This window comes from Paraburkholderia solitsugae, assembly GCF_013177695.1.
Lineage (GTDB): Bacteria > Pseudomonadota > Gammaproteobacteria > Burkholderiales > Burkholderiaceae > Paraburkholderia > Paraburkholderia solitsugae.
On record NZ_WOEY01000013.1, the window covers coordinates 11,820 to 31,523 of the forward strand.

16 protein-coding genes and 1 pseudogene are annotated in these 19,704 nt (G+C 62.7%); 15 read left to right on the plus strand and 2 right to left on the minus strand.

Features of this window, described 5'->3' with window-relative positions; genetic code table 11:
• The first annotated feature begins 298 nt into the window (after positions 1-298).
• The 10 genes and pseudogenes from GNZ12_RS02560 (at position 299) to GNZ12_RS02605 (ending at position 12,902) form a co-directional block, all read left to right on the plus strand.
• On the plus strand, positions 299-3,286 hold the full coding sequence (locus GNZ12_RS02560; protein ID WP_172308855.1) for a winged helix-turn-helix domain-containing protein: 2,988 nt from the start codon (positions 299-301) through the stop codon (positions 3,284-3,286).
• A gap of 224 nt (positions 3,287-3,510) precedes the next feature.
• Positions 3,511-5,682, plus strand: coding sequence for an FUSC family protein (locus tag GNZ12_RS02565; protein ID WP_172308856.1), 2,172 nt, complete (start codon positions 3,511-3,513; stop codon positions 5,680-5,682).
• Positions 5,679-7,178, plus strand: coding sequence for an efflux transporter outer membrane subunit (locus GNZ12_RS02570; RefSeq protein ID WP_172308857.1), 1,500 nt, complete (start codon positions 5,679-5,681; stop codon positions 7,176-7,178). Before GNZ12_RS02565 ends, GNZ12_RS02570 begins: the two co-directional genes overlap by 4 nt.
• Positions 7,162-7,362 (plus strand): DUF1656 domain-containing protein, encoded by a 201-nt coding sequence (locus GNZ12_RS02575; protein ID WP_172308858.1) that lies wholly within the window; start codon positions 7,162-7,164, stop codon positions 7,360-7,362. Before GNZ12_RS02570 ends, GNZ12_RS02575 begins: the two co-directional genes overlap by 17 nt.
• Before the next feature lie 57 nt (positions 7,363-7,419).
• Entirely contained in the window at positions 7,420-8,379 is a 960-nt protein-coding gene (locus GNZ12_RS02580) for an HlyD family efflux transporter periplasmic adaptor subunit (RefSeq protein WP_172308859.1), read from the plus strand.
• Between the two features lie 190 nt (positions 8,380-8,569).
• The gene (locus GNZ12_RS02585; RefSeq protein WP_172308860.1) at positions 8,570-9,007 is read left to right on the plus strand and encodes a PRC-barrel domain-containing protein; all 438 of its coding nucleotides are present in this window, start codon (positions 8,570-8,572) and stop codon (positions 9,005-9,007) included.
• Between the two features lie 663 nt (positions 9,008-9,670).
• Positions 9,671-10,423 (plus strand): annotated as a pseudogene (locus GNZ12_RS02590) (sensor histidine kinase); the annotation flags it as partial.
• A complete protein-coding gene (locus GNZ12_RS02595) occupies positions 10,413-11,096 on the plus strand; it encodes a response regulator transcription factor (protein ID WP_172308862.1) in 684 nt (227 codons plus the stop codon). The pseudogene GNZ12_RS02590 and the gene GNZ12_RS02595, both read left to right, overlap by 11 nt.
• Positions 11,097-11,436: 340 nt before the next feature.
• Positions 11,437-12,384 carry a helix-turn-helix domain-containing protein gene (locus GNZ12_RS02600; protein WP_172308863.1) on the plus strand — a complete coding sequence of 316 codons (948 nt, stop codon included), beginning with the start codon at positions 11,437-11,439 and terminating at the stop codon, positions 12,382-12,384.
• A 104-nt stretch (positions 12,385-12,488) separates the two neighbouring features.
• Positions 12,489-12,902, plus strand: coding sequence for a DUF3331 domain-containing protein (locus GNZ12_RS02605; protein WP_172308864.1), 414 nt, complete (start codon positions 12,489-12,491; stop codon positions 12,900-12,902).
• A 61-nt stretch (positions 12,903-12,963) separates the two neighbouring features.
• Here the strand turns inward: GNZ12_RS02605 and GNZ12_RS02610 are convergent, their stop codons facing one another.
• Together GNZ12_RS02610 and GNZ12_RS02615 are read right to left on the minus strand one after the other, a co-directional pair.
• Positions 12,964-13,953 (minus strand): cytochrome d ubiquinol oxidase subunit II, encoded by a 990-nt coding sequence (locus tag GNZ12_RS02610; RefSeq protein WP_172308865.1) that lies wholly within the window; start codon positions 13,951-13,953, stop codon positions 12,964-12,966.
• A gap of 25 nt (positions 13,954-13,978) precedes the next feature.
• Entirely contained in the window at positions 13,979-15,376 is a 1,398-nt protein-coding gene (locus tag GNZ12_RS02615; RefSeq protein ID WP_172308866.1) for a cytochrome ubiquinol oxidase subunit I, read from the minus strand.
• Positions 15,377-15,694: 318 nt separating this feature from the next.
• Between GNZ12_RS02615 and GNZ12_RS02620 the strand changes: the two genes are divergently transcribed.
• From GNZ12_RS02620 to GNZ12_RS02640, 5 genes are all read left to right on the plus strand, one after another.
• Positions 15,695-16,165 (plus strand): hypothetical protein, encoded by a 471-nt coding sequence (locus GNZ12_RS02620; protein ID WP_172308867.1) that lies wholly within the window; start codon positions 15,695-15,697, stop codon positions 16,163-16,165.
• A gap of 263 nt (positions 16,166-16,428) precedes the next feature.
• Positions 16,429-17,934: an ATP-binding protein gene (locus GNZ12_RS02625; protein WP_172308868.1), complete on the plus strand. Its 1,506-nt coding sequence runs from the start codon at positions 16,429-16,431 to the stop codon at positions 17,932-17,934.
• A gap of 92 nt (positions 17,935-18,026) precedes the next feature.
• Positions 18,027-18,653 carry a response regulator transcription factor gene (locus GNZ12_RS02630; protein WP_154558255.1) on the plus strand — a complete coding sequence of 209 codons (627 nt, stop codon included), beginning with the start codon at positions 18,027-18,029 and terminating at the stop codon, positions 18,651-18,653.
• A 76-nt stretch (positions 18,654-18,729) separates the two neighbouring features.
• Positions 18,730-19,104, plus strand: a complete 375-nt coding sequence (locus tag GNZ12_RS02635; RefSeq protein WP_172308869.1) for a response regulator transcription factor — start codon at positions 18,730-18,732, stop codon at positions 19,102-19,104.
• Between the two features lie 194 nt (positions 19,105-19,298).
• Positions 19,299-19,670 carry a response regulator transcription factor gene (locus tag GNZ12_RS02640; RefSeq protein WP_172308870.1) on the plus strand — a complete coding sequence of 124 codons (372 nt, stop codon included), beginning with the start codon at positions 19,299-19,301 and terminating at the stop codon, positions 19,668-19,670.
• Positions 19,671-19,704 lie beyond the last annotated feature (34 nt).

Here is a 19,704-nt window from a genome sequence, read left to right on the forward strand (position 1 = left end):
GACGGATCATACAAAGATTACCCTGGTCTGGCTAGGCGACGGCGCCCGGCGGCCGCGCCTGCTGAGCGTGCCGCGGGCAGGTCGGGCGCGCGCAACGGCCGATTGCGATGTTGCGCGCGCTCAGGCCGGATGAGCTTAGTACAAATTTTTTGAACTGTACGTTCAGATTTTTCCGCGCATGCGAATTCGTCGCTGCTCTAGACTCCGGGGGATCCGCCGCTGAGTGTTCTCTCCTCAGTTCCCCCCTCGGTCTTCCCCCGGTTGTTCCTTTATCCGCTGCGTTTGGGATGCTCAGGTAATGATTCACATTGGCCCGCTTCAGGTAGACGTTGAGCGTCGGGAAGTGTTTCTCGACGGGCAGCCTGTGCGCCTCGGCAGCCGCGCATTCGACATGCTGGCCGTGCTGATCGCCGCGAACGGTGGGCTGGTGTCGAAGAACGAGATGCTCAAACAGGTCTGGCCGAACGCGATCGTTGAAGAGAACAATCTTCAGGTTCATATGTCCGCGCTGCGCAAGATGCTGGGCGAAAGCCGCGGACTGATACAGACCGTGTCCGGAAGAGGCTACCGGCTGGTTCCGAGGGCTTCGTCGACGGCTGCCTCCGGCAACACTGAAGATGACGACCCGCTCGACGACGTCATGCAAGGCGCGCGCGTCCCTCACAACCTGCCTGTCAATTTGTCGGCGCTGATCGGACGGGACCAGGCGCTGGACGATGTTTCGCTGGCGCTCGCGTCGGCCCGCCACGTGACGCTCGTCGGCTCGGGCGGCATCGGCAAGACGCGCCTCGCCGTGGAAGTCGCGCGCGGTTCGCTGGGGCGCTTTCCAGACGGCGTCTATCTGGTCGCGCTCGCCTCGGCTTCCGATGCGGGCAGCGTCCTCGCGGCGTTCGCGACCAGCATCGGCGTGAATCCGGCGAGCGGGCCGCTCACGCTCGCGCGCATCAGCAAGGAGTTCCGCGAGCGCAGCGCGCTGTTCGTGCTCGACAACTGCGAGCATGTGCTCGGCCACGCCGCCGAGCTTGCCGAGACGCTTCTGAGCGCCGGTCCCGCGGTGCGCGTGCTCGCAACCAGCCGGGAGGCGCTGCGCGTCGTGGACGAACACCTGTATTGGGTCGCTTCGCTGCAGGTGCCCGCCCAGGACGAGCAAAGTCAGCATGTCCTGGAATGCAGCGCGGTCGAGTTATTCCTGTCACGCGCCCGCGCGATCGATGCGCGCTTCTCATCGGACGAACGAAGCATTCAGCTGACCGGCATGGTATGCCGCCGGCTCGACGGCATACCGTTGGCTATCGAACTGGCAGCGGCGCGCGCGGCGATACTCGGTATCGCGACACTGGCCAGCCATCTCGACGACCGTTTCAACATGCTGACCGGCGGCAATCGCACCGCGTTGCCGCGCCACCAGACCTTGAAGGCGACGCTCGACTGGAGCCACGCATTGCTCGACGATGCCGAGCGCACGACGTTGCGCCGGCTGGGCATCTTCGCGAGCCGCTTCACGATGGACGCGGCGATCGCCGTCGTGAGCGATGGCGCATTGCGGGAACTCGAGGTGATCGAGGCGGTGTCGGGGCTGGTTGAAAAATCGTTGGTGGTGAGGTGCACGGCGTGCGGCGGGGTGAGTTATCGCCTGCTGGAAACCACGCGTGCGTACGCGATGCAGAAGCTCGAGGATAACGGCGAGCAACGCGTCGTCGCGCTCCATCACGCGCGTTACTTCGTTGCGCTGCTGGAGCGCGAAGCGCTGAGCCGCGCGGACTCCGCGCGCGCCTTCGCCGATGGCTGGCATCATCAGATGCGCGCGCTGCTCGACGACTTGCGCATGGCGCTGGGTTGGGCCCTTTCGCCGAAGGGCGACGAAGCGCTGGGCGAAGCGCTGGCCGTGAAAGTCGTGTTCCTGCTCTATGAACTTTCGCTGGTCGACGAGTGCTGCGCATGGGCCCGGCGGGCCCTCGATAGTGTCGCGGCGACGCACCATGGCTCGCGCTCGACCCGCCACCTCCGTGTACGCATGCAACTGAAGGCAGCGCTTGGGGCGGCCCTCGTCTACGTCAACGGACCGAACCAGGAAACCTTCGGCATCTGGTCCGAGGTTCTCGCTTCGGCGATTGCGCTTGGGGACCCTGCGTTTGAAGCCCGCGCATTGTGGGGCATGTGGAACGCGAGTCAATCGTCCGGTGCGGCGCGCAATGCGCTGGCGTTCGCCGGGCGCTTCGCGTTGCTCGCTTCCGAGGTGGGCGACACAGGCTGTGCGGTGCTCGGCAGCAGGTTGCTCGGCATCGCGTCGCATTACGCAGGCGATCAACGGCAGGCCCGGGCGTCGCTCGAACAATTCCTGCGGCAAAGCGACAGCCCGTATCAGCGCCTGCCGCTGGGCCAGTCCGTCGATCAACGGATCGTCGGCTGCGCGACGCTCGCGCGCGTGCTGTGGCTGCAAGGCTTCCGCGATCAGGCGCTGCGGCTCGCAGAGGATAGCGTGGTCGCTGCTTGCGATCAGCCGCAGGCGATGGTCACGAGTTATGTGCTGCTCGAGGCGCTCGTCCCACTAACGCTGTTATCGGGCAAGCGGGACCGGGCAGCCTACGCGATCGGGTTGCTGAAGGAGGTGTCGGCGCGCGCGGGTTTGAGCGTGGCGCAAGCGTGCTGCCGCTGTTTCGATGAGTACCTGCGCTCGATGGACGACGTGTCACCCGAGCGTTTGCAGGCTTTCCGCGCGGCGCTGGACGATCTGGAGTCGCTCGAGTTCGGTGCGCCGCGCGCCATGCTCACCGGGCAGTACAGCTACGCGCTCGGCCGCTCCGGTCAGCGGGACGAGGGCATTGCCGCCGTCGTGCACGCGCTGCTTCAGTGTGACGAAACGGGTGACCATTGGTATGCCAGCGAACTCAGGCGCATCCACGGCGAACTGCTGCTGATGGAGCAGACGGGCGCGTCCCCGTCCAGTGTGGTGGCAAGGGATGCGGAAGCGTGCCTGGTCGCGGCGCTGGAGGAATCGCTGATGCAAGGCTGCCGCTCGCTGCAACTTTGGACCGCGACCAGCCTCGGCCGGCTTTGGCACGCGCAAGGCCGAAGCGCCCAGGCCGCCCAGCTCCTCAAGTCGGCCTGCTCGAGACTGACCGAGGGCCTCGACTGGGACGATTTCAAAGCCGCTACCCATTTGCTGCAGATCACGGCAGCGGCCGGCGAGCAGGCCGCTGCCTGCGCCAACGGTCCGGCCGCCGCACCTGCCGTGGCGGATTCTTCCAACGCACCGCCGAGCGCAACGATCGGGGAGCGCGGCTAGGCGGCACCCATCCGTGCCCGATCAATCCCCCGAGGCGCGCCTCTCCGCGTGCCCGTCAACGTGCGTACTTCAGGTGTTTTAAGTTCCGCTTCAGGACATTTTTGCGGCACTCCAATAGCTTAGGCGGATTGAATGCGGGCGATCGTCAAAGGAAGAGGCGACGAGACCGTCGAACTGGCACGGCCCTACTTGCGCTGGCCGCACGCAGAACTGACGAGTAGCTTATGACTTTGCTGACGGACAGCCCAGCCTCGCCGCGATGGCTGGACGAGCTGAAGACGTACTGGAAGGACGACGGCCCGCGGTTCGTGCATATCGTGAAGGTGGCTGCCGCGGTGAGCCTCGCGATGGGACTGTGCATGCGGCTGGAACTCCGCACGCCGGCAACGGCCATGGTTTCGGTCGTGATCGTCATGATGCACCAGCAAAGCGGCATGGTGATCGCGCGCGGTTTCTATCGCGGCCTCGGCATGGTGTGCGGCAGTATTGCAGGCCTGTTGATCATCGCGTTGTTTCCGCAACAGCCGCTGCTGTTCTTTATCGCACTGGCTGCGTGGATCGGTGCGTGCGTATTCGGCGCATCGTACTACCGCGATTTTCAATCGTATGGCTTCGTCCTGACGGGTTACGGTACGGCCATCACGGCGATTCCGGCCTGGTCCAATCCCTATGGCGTTTTCGATAACGTCGTGTTTACCGTGAGTGAAGTGGTGATCGGCGTGGTGTGTGCAAGTCTTGTCAGCGCGGTGGTGTTGCCGCAGCCTGTCACGCCGGCGCTCTACGCGTCGAGTCGCAGAAACTTCACGAACCTGTTGAACGCTGTGCATGAGATGCTTGGACGCGCGACGACTGTGTTCGGTTTCGACACGTTTCTCGACCTGATCCGCGAGCGCGCCGGGATAGAAAGTTTGCGTAGCGGGGCGGTATTCGAGGATCCGTCGATACGCCTTCACAACCACGTCTTTCTCGATCTCGACAGGAGTTTCCTCGACACGGTCGCGTGGATTCATGCATTGCATCAATTGAGGGCGCGCGTCGCCGTGGAGGCTGATCCGCGTGCGATCGCGGCTGTCGATGAACTGATCGACGCGCTGCTCGCGATCGTGCCGGCCGAGGCGCAGCTCGAACTGATCACGCTCGACCAGGTCGAGACACTGTTGCGCCGTCTCGATGCTTTCGAGCAGGCGCTGCCCGCGCAACTGGGCCGGCTGATCCATTCACTCGCGGATCTGTCGCCGCAACAACGACAGTTCGTTGCGACCACCGGCTCTGCGCTGTTCTTTTCGATTGCCGATCTTCGCCTGTATTGCAGAAACTATGTCGATGCACGCGCGGTCGATCGGCTGCCGTGGTCGCAGTCGGTGATCCATGCCATTGGCCGCATCGGTAGAACCCGTGCTACGGCCAACCGTACGGCCGCGCTCATCGCCGGCACGCGCGCGGCCGTGGCGGTGATGCTGGTCGGCTCGGCGTGGCTCGCGTCGGGATGGGTGGGCGGATCGAGCGCGATCGTCGCGGTGGCGATTACGAGCGCGCTGTTTGCGCTCGTGCCCAACCCTGCTGTTGCGAGCTGGCAGATATTCTGTGGTTGCCTCGCCGGCTGGCTTGCCGGTTTCGCATTCAACTTTTTTCTGCTGCCGCGCGTCGATGGTTTCACCTTGCTTGCCGCATCGATTGCGATTTTCGTGATGATCGGCAGCTATGTGAATACGTTTGCGAAAACGTCGATCCTCGGGCTTGGTTTCAACATCTATTTCTGCTTCATTGTCGGTATATCGAATCCGACCGTCTACAACCCAAGCGCTTACCTCGACACCGGCTTTGCCTTGCTGGTCGGCATCGCGGCGGCGGCCGCCGCGTTTTCGATCATCGTGCCGCGCGCGGGCGACTGGATCTCGGCTCAATACCTGAAACAGATTCGCACACTGGTGTCGGATAGTGCGCGGGACGACGAGCTCGACGATCTGCTCTACACGTTCGAATTGAGTCTGCGTGATTTCATTATCCAGATCGCGTCGGCACCGGCCGATGCGCGAGTGGACCGCAGTCACCTGATTGGCTGGGCGTTCGCGGCGCTGGAGATCGGCCGCGCGATGATCCAGATGCGGCTGGACACCGAACAGCTCGGAGAGAGACTGCCGGTTGGATGGCTCGACGCGCAGACCGCCTGGCTGGCGGCGCTCGCCGACGTGTTCGCCGCTGTCACGCCGCAGGCCGCCGACGCCGCGCTGGTCGCGACGCGAAGGGCGCTGGATACGCTGCCGTTTGCGCAGAATAGCGCGGTCGATGCGACGATGCTCACGCATTGCCGGATGCGGGCGCTGCTGCATTTCACCGAGCTCGCGCTGCTGGACGACACCTTGTCCCTATGGCAGACAGCGGGGCAGCGGGCATGAAAGTACGTTGCCTGGGCGTGTCCACAACGAGTCGATCGGCGGCCGTCGCTCTCGCATGTGCGTGGCTGTTGGGCGGATGTATCAACAGCGGCGGCATCCACACGCAAGCGTCGATGATCGACCCGGCAACGCTCGACCCCGGCGCTGCATTGCGCGCTACCCAGCAAGATGCGAAATGGCCGGCCGATGACTGGTGGCGGCAGTGGCGCGACCCGCAACTGGACACGCTGGTTCAGGACGCCACCGCCGGCAACCCCGGCCTGCGCGCCGTGGAAACGCGCATCGACGAGGCGGGATTTCAGGCGCAGATCGCCGGCGCCAACGCGTTGCCGCAACTCGATGCGGGTGGCGCATTCGAGCGCAGACGTTACGCCCGCTACACGACGCCGGCGCCGCCCGGCGGCACGACGGTGTGGAGCAACAGCATCGAGGCCGACCTGTCCTATGACCTGGATCTGTGGGGCAAGTCGCGCGCGATCCGCGAAGGCGCGCTCGACAACGTGCATGCGGTCGCCGCGGACGCGCGCTTCGCGGAAATCGAATTGCAGACTGCAGTGGTACGCAGTTACGTGCAACTGGAACTGCAATACGCCTTGCTCGATGTCTACCATGCCGTGCAGAACGAACAGCAGCGCACGCTAAACATCGCAACGCGCCGCTGGCGCGCGGGTGTCGGCAGCCGACTCGAAGTCAGTCAGGCGTCGACCCAGTTCGCGATGAGTACAACGAGGGTGCAGCAGGCGGAGCAGCAACTCGCGTTGACGCGGATGAGCATCGCCGGTTTGGCGGGAAAGGGGCCGGGCTACGGTGACTCGCTGCGCCGTCCGAGCCTGGCGCTGAACGTGCCGGTGGCGTTGCCGGCGTCGCTGCCGGCCGAACTGATCGGCCACCGGCCGGATGTGGTGGCCGAGCGCTGGCGCGTGCTCGCGGCGGATAAGGGTATCGACGCCGCGTACGCGGATTTTTATCCGGACATCAACCTGCTGGCGACCGCGTCGCTGGGCTCCGCGGCGACGTTCGGCGGCTTCTTCAACTTCGTGAACAGCGACGGCATGGGTCACGGCGTGGGCGCTGCGATTTCGCTGCCGATCTTCGACGGTGGACGCCGGCGCGGCAACTACGGCGTGGCCGTCTCGTCCCGCGACGCCGCCGTCGATGCGTACAACCAGAGTGTGGTGAATGCGATGCAGGCGGTTGCGATGCAAGTCGTGTCGCTGCGCTCGCTCGAGCAGCAGCAAGCATCGGTTGAAAACACGCTCGATTCGGCGCGCGCATCCTTCCGGCTCGCCGATACGGGCTACCGCAGCGGCATCACCGAATTCCTGAATGTGCTGGCGGCGCAGAACGAACAATTGCAGCAGGAGGAGAGCCTCGTGCAGATCCAGGCCAAACGCCTCGATTCGTGGGCGCTCCTGATGAAGGAACTGGGTGGCGGCTTCGCATCGGCGCCGCCCGGCCAAGTGTTGCAAGGAGCGGACGATGCCGGGCGAAATTGATCTGTTTTCCTTGCTCGTACCTGGTCTGCTGCCGGTTCTCGCGGGGTGTGTGCTGCTGTTTATCGTCCTCGATCTGGTGCTGGCCAGACTCGGTTTCTATGGCTATACGTGGCATCCCGGCCTGTTCCGGGTCGCGCTGTTCGCCGCGATGTTCAGCGGCGCTTCGCTGCTGCTGTTGCAATGAACATTGAACACCCCAGGCTCCCATGAATTCGCTGACAGCTCACGCCCGGTAACGAAGATGAAAACGCAATCCATCCTGCGCGCAGGTTTCACGCTGACCCTTCTCGTGGTGGCGATCGTGCTGGTTCGCATGCTGTGGCTGGACTATATGTTTTCGCCATGGACCCGCGATGGCCGGGTCCGCGCCAAGGTCGTGCAGGTTGCAACCGATGTGTCGGGGCTGGTCAGCGAAGTGCGCGTGAAGGACAACCAGTTAGTACGCCAGGGCGACGTATTGTTCGTGCTCGATCCGGCTCGCTTCCACTATGCCGTCGCGCAAGCCGACGCGGATCTTCAGCGGGCCCAGGCACAGATGGCCCAGGCCAAAGCCCAGATGACCGCCAGCGAAACCAGCTTCGCGATGAAGCGCGCGCAGGCGGCGCGCCGGGCCAATCTCGCGGGCGATGTGATCTCGGACGAGAGCCGGCAAGATTCGGCGTCGCTCGCGAGGCAGTCCGCTTCGTCCTATTCCGCCGACGTCGCTGCCTATAGCGCGGCGGAAGCCCTGTACAAAGCAGCCGTGGTTGAGCGGCAGACCGCGTTGCTCAACCTGACGCGCAGCGAAGTGCACGCGCCGTCGGATGGCTATATCACCAACCTGAACCTGTATCCCGGCGATTTCGCTACCGCCGGTGTCGCGCGTATGGCGCTGATCGACTCGCATTCGTTCTGGGTCTATGGCTATTTCGAAGAGACGAAGCTGCCGCACGTGCATGTCGGCGATCAGGCGGTCGTGCGTCTGATTTCAGGCGGCAAGGACATCCAGGGGCATGTCGACAGCCTGGCGAGCGGTATCGCCGATCGGGATAACCCAACCAGCAACGGGGATCTGCTGGCGGACGTCAACCCGATCTTCACGTGGGTGCGGCTCGCGCAACGTGTGCCGGTGCGAATTCATCTGGATCAGATTCCCGCCGGGGTCAGGCTCGCGATGGGCATGACCCGCACGGTGACGCTGCAGCCTCAGCGTAGCCATTGATCTGACGGCGGCACGCAAGGCGCCGCAATTCGAGTACGTGAACGCAGACACCGTGCGAATTCGAAAACATCGCGAGCGCAACCGGTTCAAAGTAAGGGTCAGCGCGATACCGGCACGCCACACCCCAGGCGCCGTCATCCTGTTGCGATTTATCGTTTTGAAACCAACGTATTTCCGGGAGAAACTAATCATGAAGGCAAAGTGGGCACTTGTATTTCTGGCCGCGTCGGCGTTTGGCGCGGTGTGCCAGTCGGCAAGCGCACAGGTCGCAGGCACGCAGACCATCGGCGTCAGCGTGGAGGAGTCGCAGCTCATCGTCGAAGGCTGGAGTGCCACCAAGAGCCTGCTGGGTAAGAGCATCTATAACGACAGTGGCGAGAAAGTCGGGGTCCTCCACGACATCATCATCGCGCCGGATAACGCCGCATCGTTCGCGATCGTGGCGGCTCATCAGTTTCTCGGGGTGTCGCAGCACGACGTAGCGATTCCGATGTCGCAACTGGACTTCGTGAACGGCAAGCTCGTGTGGGCGGGCGCCACGCGCGACGCGGTCAAGGCGATTCCGGCTTTTCAGTATGCGAAGGTCCGCACCATTCCGGTGGCACGCCAGGAATACGGTCAGCACTGACGGACGCGCGTGCGCGGCGGCCGGGGGCGGCGCCGCGCAGCGGCGAATTTGGAACGATTAAGGAAAAATAAGTATCGCGTTTGACGCGGGCTCGCGCATGATCACATTCAGCTTAAAAGCTATCGGTCACCGGTAGGTCTGAGTGTCATGCGCGCTGACAGCCATCCTGGTTGTCAGGCAGATGGACAGGCTCCGGTATTCGTCAACGAACGCCGCTTCGAACGCCTATGTCTACGCCTGTCTGTTCCGTTCCGGCCAATTGCCGGCTGGCGGCCTGTTGATCCGCCCGCCATGAGAAATTGCCGACGCGCTTCCCCCACGGCGCGTCCCGACGTTCGCGTCGTGTCGACGCTCGCCGCCGTGATCGCGCTCGCCGTGTTCGGGATCGATGCGCTGACTCCCCTTGATATCGCGGTAGGCGTGTTCTATGTGGTGGTGCTGCTGCTGGTCGCCTCGGCCGGCAACCGCCCGGCCACGATCGCCGCCGCGTGGGGCTGTGTGGCGCTGACGCTGCTCGGTTTCCTGATGTCGCACGATGGCGCTTATTCTGGCGGCGCGATTGCGCGGTGCTCGGTGAGCCTGCTGGCGATCGCCACGACGTCGATCCTGGCGTTGAGAAACCTGGCCGCGACGACGCTGTTGCACGAGCAGGTCGAACTGCTCAAGCTCGCTCAGGAAGCGCTCGCGCGCTCCACCGCGGAACTCGCTCACGTCACGCGCATCACCACGCTCGGCGAGCTGGCTGCGCCGGTTGCGCACGAGGTGACGCAGCCGATCGCGGCGATCGTGACATGCGGCGGTGCCGCATTGCGCTGGCTGAACCGTCCCACACCGGAGATCGACGAAGCGGCGCAATCTGTCGCGCAGATGATCCGCGACGCGAAGCGCGCGGACGAGGTCATCCAGCGGATCCGTTCGATGGCCAAAAAGCGCGACCGTCTGCCGGTTGCGGTGGATCTGAACGGGATCGTCGGCGAATCGATCGAACTGATGCGGCTCGAACTCGAGCGCCACCGTGTCGAGCTGACCATCGACCTCGCGGTGCCCCCGCCCACGGCGTGCTGCGATCGTGTGCAATTGCAGCAGGTACTGATCAATCTGATCATGAACAGCGTCCAGGCTATGGCCGACGTGAGCGGGCCGCGCAAGCTCCGGATCGCCACGCGCCGGTTCGACGACGCGCATACGCAGGTGATCGTCCAGGATTCAGGCATGGGGATCAGTGAGGAAAACAGCGGCTGTTTGTTCAATACGTTTTTTACAACCAAGGCCGAGGGCATGGGTATGGGGTTGTCGATCTGCCGTTCGATCGTCGAGGCACACGGCGGCCGCATCTGGGCCGAATCGCCGGCCGCGGGCGGCGCGGTGCTGCAGTTCATCCTGCCCGTTGATGAAGGGAGATGTCATGAGCAGTGATGTGCATAGCAATGCCGGCGGTAACGCGGGCCGCACCATGGTCTATGTCGTGGACGACGATGAGTCGATGCGCGAGGCCGTCAGCACGCTGCTGCGTTCGGTCGGGCTCGGCGTCGAAACCTTCGGCTCCGCGCAGGAATTCCTCGCCTACGACATGCCGGACGTGCCGAGCTGTCTGATCCTCGACGTTCGCCTCAAAGGTCAAAGCGGACTCGCGGTGCAGGAGCAGATCGCGGCCAGTCAACTCGGTTTGCCGATCGTCTTCATGACGGCGCACGGCGATATCGCGATGACAGTCAAAGCCATGAAGGCCGGTGCGCAGGATTTTCTTGCCAAGCCGTTTCGTGACCAGGACATGCTGGATGCTGTCGCGAATGCGCTGGCGAATGACGAGACGCGGCGCGCGGCCTGCCGGTCCGTCGCGGATCTGCGGAGTTGCTACGAGTCGTTGACCGCGCGCGAGCGCGAAGTCATGGCCTTTGTCGCGGCCGGGCTGATGAACAAGCAGATCGCGGGCGAATTGAATCTGAGCGAAATCACCGTCAAGATTCATCGCGGTCAGGCGATGCGCAAGATGGGCGCACGTTCGCTCGCTGACTTCGTGCTGAAGGCGGAGGCGCTCGGCATCAAGGCGCCGCAAGGCATGACGGTGGCGCGCAATTCGCGTACCTGAGCATCGTGCGGGACGGTCCGTTGTTGGCGGGTGGTTCACGCGCTCATGACCGGCATCGATCTCATACCTGTGTATAGGTCGCTCATCGTTTCTGGCAAGAAAACCGTTTCTATCCGGTCTTAATCCCCATGCTCTGGCGCTCGCGGCGGCCAGACGGGGCGCCGTGCTGTCCTCATCCATTGGGGCATGACTAAACCTGGATATGAATCGACCCAACCATTGGTCATTGCGGGCAACCGTATGTAGGGCTAGTTGGAGTATTTGCGGTGCGATACCTTGGAGTCATCACGGTGCCCGATCAACCGGGCACCGTCTCACTACACAATCGGATGACCAGATCATGATCAGCTCGTTGACTTTGCCCGCTGCGCACGTCGTCCAGAGGAGTCGGGGCAGCCCGATCGCCATGGAGCATCAATGGCGCACTCCCGGCGACGATCACGCCAACGCGCGGCAGAGAAGCGATATTCTCGTGTCGCGCTGGACCCGTACCGATGCCCGGCCGCTGGAGGTCGTCAATCCGGGCAGCGCTGCGCGCCATTGCATTGCCATGAACCTGAAGTGCACGTCGCTGACGTTCGTGCACGCCGGCAGGGCGCTTGCGCACGGGCGGGTGACTGCGGGCGCGGTGCAGATCACCGCACCGGAGGTGCCGTGCAGCGCCGTGTTCGAGTCGCCGGGCGACGTACTGCATCTATTCGTCTCCCAGCAGGTGCTCGGCGAATGCTTTGAAGACGTGTTCGGCCACCCGCATGCCGGTGAGATCCGTATCGACGATCCGAAGCTCGTGCGCGACCCTGCGCTCGAACGTCTCGGTCAGGCGCTTGCCGTGTCGCAGTCTGACGACGCCGCGCTCGGCCAGGTTTTCACCGACAGCGTCAGTCTCGCCATCGTATCGCGCGTGATCGCACGTCACTTCACGGTTGCCGAACGGCAGACCCGCGAGGCGAGTGCCTTGCCTTCATGGCGGCTCAGCCGTGCGATTGAATACGTCGACGCGCACCTGTCCGAATCGATCGGGCTAGCGGACATCGCCAGCAGCGCGGGGCTGACCCGCATGCATTTCGCTTCGCAGTTCCGTCGCGCGACCGGCATGCGTCCGCACGAATATCTGTTGCGACGCCGGATCGAACACGCACAACATCTTCTAGCCCAGTCGAGACATAACGTGCTTGATGTCGCGCTGAGCTGCGGCTTCCGATCGCAGGCTCACTTTACGACGGTGTTCAAACGCCTCGTAGGGGAGACCCCATTTTGCTGGAGGAGGAAAGCGAGTGTCGATCGCTAAACAGGCTTGAGCAGCGCAACCGGACGCGCTAGGGCTGCTGGATGGGCAGCCTCTCTGGCGCCGCCTCGATGATCAACTGGATTATCCGAAACAGGAGTGCAATCATGCTGGCGAATGCGAATTTCACCGATCCCTGGATGCAAACCCTCGGTTTGCTGTCCGTCCTGTCCGGCGACACCGACGCCGGCGTCAACGAATTGGCCGCGGCGGTCTCCCGGAACGGCCGCAAGAATTGCGACCTGCCGGTCATGGGAAAACGCTTTGAAGTCCAGGTGCATGTGATCGACCGGCCGTCGAAGTCGACCGCGACGGTCATATGGCGCGACCCGACCCGCTGTTCCTATGGGGATCAGGTCTGGCACGCAAGCCGCGCGCGCGTGACCGGCGTTTGCGCCATGAGCGGACGCGGGATCCAGCCGGGCGACGCGATCTACAAGCCCCGTCCCTGCCGTCCCGTCCCGCTCAACACCGGTGCGATGATTCTGCGCACCGTGCTCGACAACGCCATCGCACTCTGAGCGCGACGCAACTGGAGCGCCTCTACGATAGCAACGCTTTGCTCGTTGCGCGAGGCGTTGCTCACTCAGCCGGGTGTGAGCCGGCCACGACCTTGCCGCGGAAGATGTAGTACTGGTAGAGGTTGTAGCCGATCATTACCGGGAAGATGAGTCCGATCCCGATCAGCATGAACACGAGTGTAGTGGAGTCGGATGCCGCTTCGACGATACCGAGCTTGCCCGGAATGAAGTCGGGAAAGAGGCTGATCGCGAGGCCAATGAACGACACGCCGAACAGGGCGACCGACGCGCGGAATGGCGCGCGCGATCTTCCCATGGAGAGCGAGCCCACGACGTAGGCGAATGCGAAGGCCGCGGCCGCGCCGAGCCCGATCAGCAGATGAAACACGCCGCGCTGGGTCCAGCGGTCATGGCCGACCGCGCTGATGAACCAGGTCGCGGCGGTCAGCAGCGCGGCCGCGGCGACCGTGACGAAGGCGCTCAGCAGCGCGAGACGGCGCGCCCATTGTTCGAGCGCCCCGACGGTCTTGTTGACGAGGTAGGTCGAGCCGAGCAATGAATAACCGGCCACCACGCCGACCGCCGAAACGGTGACGAACACGCCGCTCAGTTCGCCCGGCAGGAGTCCCGTGATAACCTTGCCGAGCACCACGCCCTGGGCGATCGCGGCGATGAGACTGCCGATGCCGAACACCTTGTCCCACAGCGGACCGTGCGTCGCGCTATGGCGGAATTCGATCGCGGAGCCGCGCATGATCAGACCTGCGATGAGCGCCATGACCGGCAGATATAGATCCTGCAAGAGCCGCGCATACGCCTCGGGGAATGCCCCGAAAAGCGCGCCGCCGAGCACAACGAGCCACGTTTCGTTGGCGTCCCAGACGTGGCCGATCGTCTGCACCATCACGTCGTGATCTTCGCGGCGCTTGCGTAGCAGGCTGAGTATGCCGATGCCGAGGTCGAAGCCGTCGGTGACCACGTAGAACGCCAGCATCAGGCCGATCAGGCCGAACCAGGTGAAGGCGAGCGTCGTGTGAATCGGGTTGTCCATGAGATGTCCTCGTAACGGGAATGGGTTAGTACCCGGTGACGGCCGCCGCGGCTTCGGCTTTGACTGGCGCGGGCGGGATCAACGTGAGATCGGGACCGGCGCGCAGCCAGTTGCGCGCGAGCGCGAAGAAGGTGAGCAGCAACACCACGTAGAAGGCGAAGAACATCACCATGCTCAGGGTCACCGACGTCGGCGCCACACTCGACACAGCGTCTTTCGTGCGTAGCAGCCCGTACACGACCCAAGGCTGGCGGCCTACCTCGCGCACGATCCAGCCGGCCTCGACCGCCGCATAGGGCAGGGGAATGCACAGGACCCATGCGAGCAGCAGCTTGCGTTGATCGAGCAGGCGCTCGAGGTCGCCGCGCGTCTTGCGCAGCACGTATGCAGTCCAGAACGCCAGCGCCATGAAAGCGAAGCCGATGCCGGCCATCACGCGGAACGCGTAATACAGCAGCGGAATCATCGGCGGCTGGTCGGCCGGCGGGAAATCGGTGAGGCCTTTGACCTGGCCGTGCAGCGTATGGGTGCTGAGAATGCTCAGCATGCCCGGCACTTCAATCGACCAGTCGTTGCGCTGTGCCTTCTGGTTCGGCCACGCGAGCAACGACCATGACGCACCGGTGCCGGGCTTGTTCGTCATCCAGTTGCCTTCGATCGCCGCGCCCTTTGCCGGCTGCGTTTTGAATACGCTGCCGCCGCTCGAATCGCCGAGCCAGATCTGGATCGGCGCGGCGACTACGAGCACCAGCAGCGCGATCTTGAATGAGCGTGCGAAGAATTCCGGATTGCGGCGTTTGAACAGGTTCCACGCGGAAATGCCGGCGATCACGAACATGCCGGTTTCGATCGCCGCGACCCACATGTGCGTGACGCCCCAGACCATATCCGGATTGAAGATCGCGGCAGCGTAGTCGGTCACGACGATCTTGCCGTTCTGGACCGTAATGCCCGCCGGCGTCTGCATCCACGAATTGGCGACCATGATCCAGAAGGCGGAAATGCTGGAGCCTAGCGCGACCATCGAGGTGGCGAAGAGATGCACGCCACGCGGCACGCGGCCCCAGCCGCGCAGCATCACGCCGATGAAACCTGCCTCGAGCATGAAGGCCATCGCGCCTTCGAAGCCAAGGATGTTGCCGAAGAACTGTCCGCTGTAACGGGAAAAGCCGGCCCAGTTGGTGCCGAACTGGAACTCCATCGGGATGCCGCTGACCACGCCCACCGCAAAGTTCAGCACCAGCAGCTTGCTCCAGAAGCGCGCTTGCCGGTAGTAATGGATGTTATCGGTGCGCAGCCACAATACTTCGATCAGGACGAGGAAGGCTGAAAGACTGATGGTCAGGATCGGCCACATGATGTGAAAGATGGCTGTCATTGCGAACTGGGCGCGCGACAGATCGAGTACGCCAGTGAGATGCATGATGAACTCCCGCGGTGCGAAGCGTGACTTGACGTTCGGTGAGGAACGTGAGGTGCAAATCATGGCTCGCTGTTGCGCACGGTGCTTGTTCAAACGCCCGCCCGTTTCATATTCGCACGCCGATCGGTATGCGCGGCACGCACGCCGAATGCGGCTCCTTGTGTGCCGTGCATTTTCGAAACCGCACAGGCGATCTGGAAAGATCGGCGGATCAGGTGGCCGAATAATGTTCTCAACGCGCAGAGGCTGCATGACCGTTGGCGGCAGCGTCCCCGCGTTCTTCGCGTCAGATTCCGAGAAGAAACCTGGAGAACCATCATGCGCTACCTGGACAATACACAACACGACATGAATCGAAGCGATCTGGCGTTCCTGCGAGATGTCGATCTGGCCGATATGAAGGCGTGGCCCGCGTCCGATCTGCCGGCGCCTGATGCGCCGGTTCTCGGGCGATGGACACGACGGGTGGTCGTCGCTACGGCCATCTGGTCGGCCTGTGAGCTTCCATTTGAGGTCTGGTTCAGTCGCACCACACAGGAGGCAGTCTGCTGCGTCGCCGCAAAGGTTCTATGGCTAGCACTCGTGTCCTTCGTTCTGGCCGGAAGCCGTTCGGCGCGCATCGCCTACGCGTTTCTTTGCACGATTGGATTGATGGCCGTTGCATTCGGCCTGCCTGCCGAGTGCCGGGTGTTCCCGCTGGGATTCGTGCTGTCTTCGGTAGAGTGCGTATTAAAGGCAACAGCGTTCGTTTGCCTTGTGTCCGCAGGCATCTATCCCGAGGAGGCGTGATCCTGCGAACGCATGAGGAAGTCATACCAAGGTGTGATGTGAGGACGCGGCCTGGTGTGGTTAATGTGCCGCAGACCGCTGCTGGCGGGTTTGAGCCGTGGCCCGCCGCAACCGTGAGTACGTATCCCTATGGGTAATAGATTCGGATCATTTTCCCAATTAGTATGGTTCTAACGACGCAAGCCCAGCACCGGCCGCGTAAGTGCCAAGGGTGCAGACTTCGAACGTGCCCGTCCCGCTAATCAACCAGGCGTGAGTGCAGCATGATAAAGATCGGTCGAGTAACAGTGTCGCTGGAAATGCGCGAGGTGTATCTGGACGATCGGCTGGTCCAGGTCGGATCAAGGGCATTCGATATCCTCGAGTTGCTGATCCAGGCGAGGGGCAAAACTGTCACGAAAGACGAGATTCTTCGGCGCGTGTGGCCGAATTCGGTGGTGGAAGAAAATAATATCCATGTCCAACTGTCGGCGCTCAGGAGGATCCTGGGTGCTGACAAACAGGCGATTCGCACGATCTCGGGGCGGGGCTACCGGCTCGCCATTCCAACCGAAGGCAATGAGCCGGCTGCTCTCGCCGGAGCCGTTCAGGGCGGACAGGCAGGCGCGGGGCGCGTGATCGGCCTGCCGGTTTGCCGTGCGCCATTGAATGGGCGCGACGGCGCAATGGCTGAAATCACGCGGGCCTTGAATGGGACACCGATTGTCACCTTGCTTGGACCGGGGGGCATCGGCAAGACGCAACTCGGCATCGCGGTGGCGAGGTCGATCGCGGCTCTGTCGGACAGTGAAGTGTGCTTCATCACGCTGGCTGCGGTGGAGAACGCCCAGCGCGTGGTCAGCATGATCGCCGAAGCGCTGGGCGTCGGCCGTGCCGATGGCGATGTTCCGCTACAGTCGCTTGTCGCCGCGGTCCAGGGGCGCAAATTGCTGGTCGTGCTGGACAATTGCGAGCATGTGATCGAATCGGCGGCAACCGTGTGTGAGTTGCTCGTCCAGGCAAGCGCGGATCTGCGCATTCTGGCGACGAGCCGCGAGCCGTTGCGAACTCGGGACGAGAAATTCTATTGGGTCGCGCCGCTTGACACGCCGGGCGCTGAGGCGGGCTCGGAGGCCATTTTAGACTGCAGTTCGGTACGGATGTTTCTGGCGCAGATGCGCGCACTCAATGCCGGCGTCGACACCGACCCTGGCAGCCTCGACATGGTCGCGACGATCTGCCGCCGGCTCGACGGCTTGCCGCTTGCTCTCGAACTGGCCGCAGCCCGTGCGGCAGTGTTCGGCATCCGCAAGACGGTTTCCGAGCTCGACGACCGGTTCCAGTTTCTGACGGGCGGCCGCCGTACTGCGCCGCCACGGCAGCAGACGCTGGAGGCTACGCTCGACTGGAGCTATCAGCTTCTCAGCGCGACGGAGCGGATCGTGCTGCACCGGCTCGGTATTTTGCCGGCAAGGTTTTCCCTCGATGCGGCCTGTGCCGTTGCAGCCTGTCAGCGCCTGTCGCCCGCCGAAGTGACGGAGGCGATCGTCGGCCTTGCCTCCAAGTGCATCGTCATGACAACCTTCGACAGCAGGGCCAAAGAATATTTCCTGCTCGAATCGACGCGCGAATATGCCCTGCGCAAACTGTACGAATCGGACGAGGCGGATGACGTGCTGACGAGAAACGCGTCCTATCTGGCTCGGTCTTACGAGCAGCCTTACGAGCGCGGTTTCAGGCCAGCGACGCTCAGCAGCAGCCTTGCGGCGCAATCCGTCGCAGCGCGGTGAAGTGGGCGGCAATGCGGGCTGGAAAGGACCTTTCGGAGCTTGGTCTCATGTACCATGACGGCGCTCAAATCCCAATCTTTATGGAATCTGAAATGCCGGGTCCTTCGCAGCACGAGTCGATGGTGTATGTGATCGACGACGAAGAAATGGTGCGCGACGCACTATGGCGCCTGCTGCGCTCAGCGGGTTTCAACGCGCAAGGTTTTGCGTCACCCGCAGAGATACTGTCAAAAGATTTGCCCAGCGTGCCGATGTGCATCCTGCTGGATATGAACCTGCAATCCACAACTGGCTTCGACGTCCAGAGCCAGCTCGCGCAGAAGGGCGTGCAGGTGCCGATTATTTTTCTGACCGGGTACGGGTCCATTCCGATGTCGGTGCGTGCGATCAAGGCGGGCGCGCATGAATTCCTCACCAAACCGATCGACGACGAAGAACTGCTCGACGCGGTCAGGCGGGCGCTTGCACAGGACGAGGCCAACCTCGCGGAGCGCGCATTCAACGCGGAGGTGCTGCAGCGTGCCGCGTCTCTGACGCCGCGTGAAAGGGATGTCTTCGAACTCGCGGTGGAGGGCAGGATGATCAAGCAGATCGCGCATGAACTGGGCACGCAGGAAGTGACGGTGAAGGTGCACAAACGGCGCGTGATGACCAAGATGCGGGCAAAGACCCTCATTGAGCTGGCAAAAATGTGGGAATTGATACGTCGGACGCGATGAGCATCCTGATGCAGTAAATATCGCGCCGGATATTTGTCTCTGTTACTACGTCGGCGCAATGGGAGTATTGGCAGCTATGAGCTTTGTTTGCATCGTCGACGATGACGCCTCGGTACGAAGTGGCGTCGGAAACCTGCTTAAGGCAGTGGGTTATACGAGTATGACTTTTTCATCGGGAGAGGAATTCCTCGCCTCCCCGATGGTCGACGATGCGCTGTGTGTTTTACTCGACCTTAGAATGCAAGGCATGCAGGGTCTCGAAGTACAACGGAAACTGAACGCGGAACAACGGCGTATCCCTGTCGTATTCATGTCCGCGCATGGCGACGACGAGTCGGTGCAGCGGGCGATGGAACACGGCGCGGTCAGTTTCCTGCGCAAACCCTTTGAGGAAGAGGTATTGCTCGATTCGATCGAGCTCGCTATCGGGCGCAAGAGCGGGGCGCACTGAACCCGGAGCCGGCAGGGCTCATTTGTCTATCCTGTACGCTTCAATGCCAGATCAGGCCGCGCAAGGCTAGCCAGACTGTTATACATTCGTATGGTTTCCTGTCAGAGTCTTGTGAACTATCCTTGTATGATTCAATGCGCCTGATTAGAAATCCGCGTGTTTGTAGTTCTTTTTTTGAAAACCGGGGCCGTTGCGTGGACGCCACTCAGATTGTTTGTATCGTCGACGACGACGAGTCCGTCCGGATGGCCACGGCGAGCCTGGTTCGGTCGTTCGGATGGCAAACACGCATATTTGCCTCGGCGGAAGCGTTTCTGCAATCCGGTGACCTCGGTGAAACGTCGTGTCTGATCTCTGACGTGCGAATGCCCGGCATGTCGGGGATCGAGATGCACGATCAACTGCTGAAGCTCGGGTACGCGCCGCCAACCCTGTTTATCTCGGCATTCCCTCCGGTTGCGCTTCACGCGAAAATCCAGAAGGACGGTGTGCTGGCGTTTCTCCCCAAACCCGTGGACGCTGCCGCCATGGCGCATTGGCTCAATTTGGCGTTGGGATCACCCTGAGTATGATTGCGCCGTGGATGTCTCAGCGAAAGCT

Bases quoted from the DNA above. Each gene is read 5' to 3' on its own strand.
- GNZ12_RS02585 (WP_172308860.1), top strand. From the start codon at position 8,570: ATGAAGGCAAAGTGGGCACTTGTATTTCTGGCCGCGTCGGCGTTTGGC.
- GNZ12_RS02565 (WP_172308856.1), top strand. From the start codon at position 3,511: ATGACTTTGCTGACGGACAGCCCAGCCTCGCCGCGATGGCTGGACGAG.
- GNZ12_RS02580 (WP_172308859.1), top strand. From the start codon at position 7,420: ATGAAAACGCAATCCATCCTGCGCGCAGGTTTCACGCTGACCCTTCTC.
- GNZ12_RS02610 (WP_172308865.1), bottom strand. From the start codon at position 13,953: ATGGACAACCCGATTCACACGACGCTCGCCTTCACCTGGTTCGGCCTG.
- GNZ12_RS02635 (WP_172308869.1), top strand. From the start codon at position 18,730: ATGAGCTTTGTTTGCATCGTCGACGATGACGCCTCGGTACGAAGTGGC.
- GNZ12_RS02595 (WP_172308862.1), top strand. From the start codon at position 10,413: ATGAGCAGTGATGTGCATAGCAATGCCGGCGGTAACGCGGGCCGCACC.
- GNZ12_RS02630 (WP_154558255.1), top strand. From the start codon at position 18,027: ATGCCGGGTCCTTCGCAGCACGAGTCGATGGTGTATGTGATCGACGAC.
- GNZ12_RS02620 (WP_172308867.1), top strand. From the start codon at position 15,695: ATGCGCTACCTGGACAATACACAACACGACATGAATCGAAGCGATCTG.
- GNZ12_RS02600 (WP_172308863.1), top strand. From the start codon at position 11,437: ATGATCAGCTCGTTGACTTTGCCCGCTGCGCACGTCGTCCAGAGGAGT.
- GNZ12_RS02625 (WP_172308868.1), top strand. From the start codon at position 16,429: ATGATAAAGATCGGTCGAGTAACAGTGTCGCTGGAAATGCGCGAGGTG.
- GNZ12_RS02575 (WP_172308858.1), top strand. From the start codon at position 7,162: ATGCCGGGCGAAATTGATCTGTTTTCCTTGCTCGTACCTGGTCTGCTG.
- GNZ12_RS02570 (WP_172308857.1), top strand. From the start codon at position 5,679: ATGAAAGTACGTTGCCTGGGCGTGTCCACAACGAGTCGATCGGCGGCC.
- GNZ12_RS02560 (WP_172308855.1), top strand. From the start codon at position 299: ATGATTCACATTGGCCCGCTTCAGGTAGACGTTGAGCGTCGGGAAGTG.
- GNZ12_RS02615 (WP_172308866.1), bottom strand. From the start codon at position 15,376: ATGCATCTCACTGGCGTACTCGATCTGTCGCGCGCCCAGTTCGCAATG.
- GNZ12_RS02605 (WP_172308864.1), top strand. From the start codon at position 12,489: ATGCTGGCGAATGCGAATTTCACCGATCCCTGGATGCAAACCCTCGGT.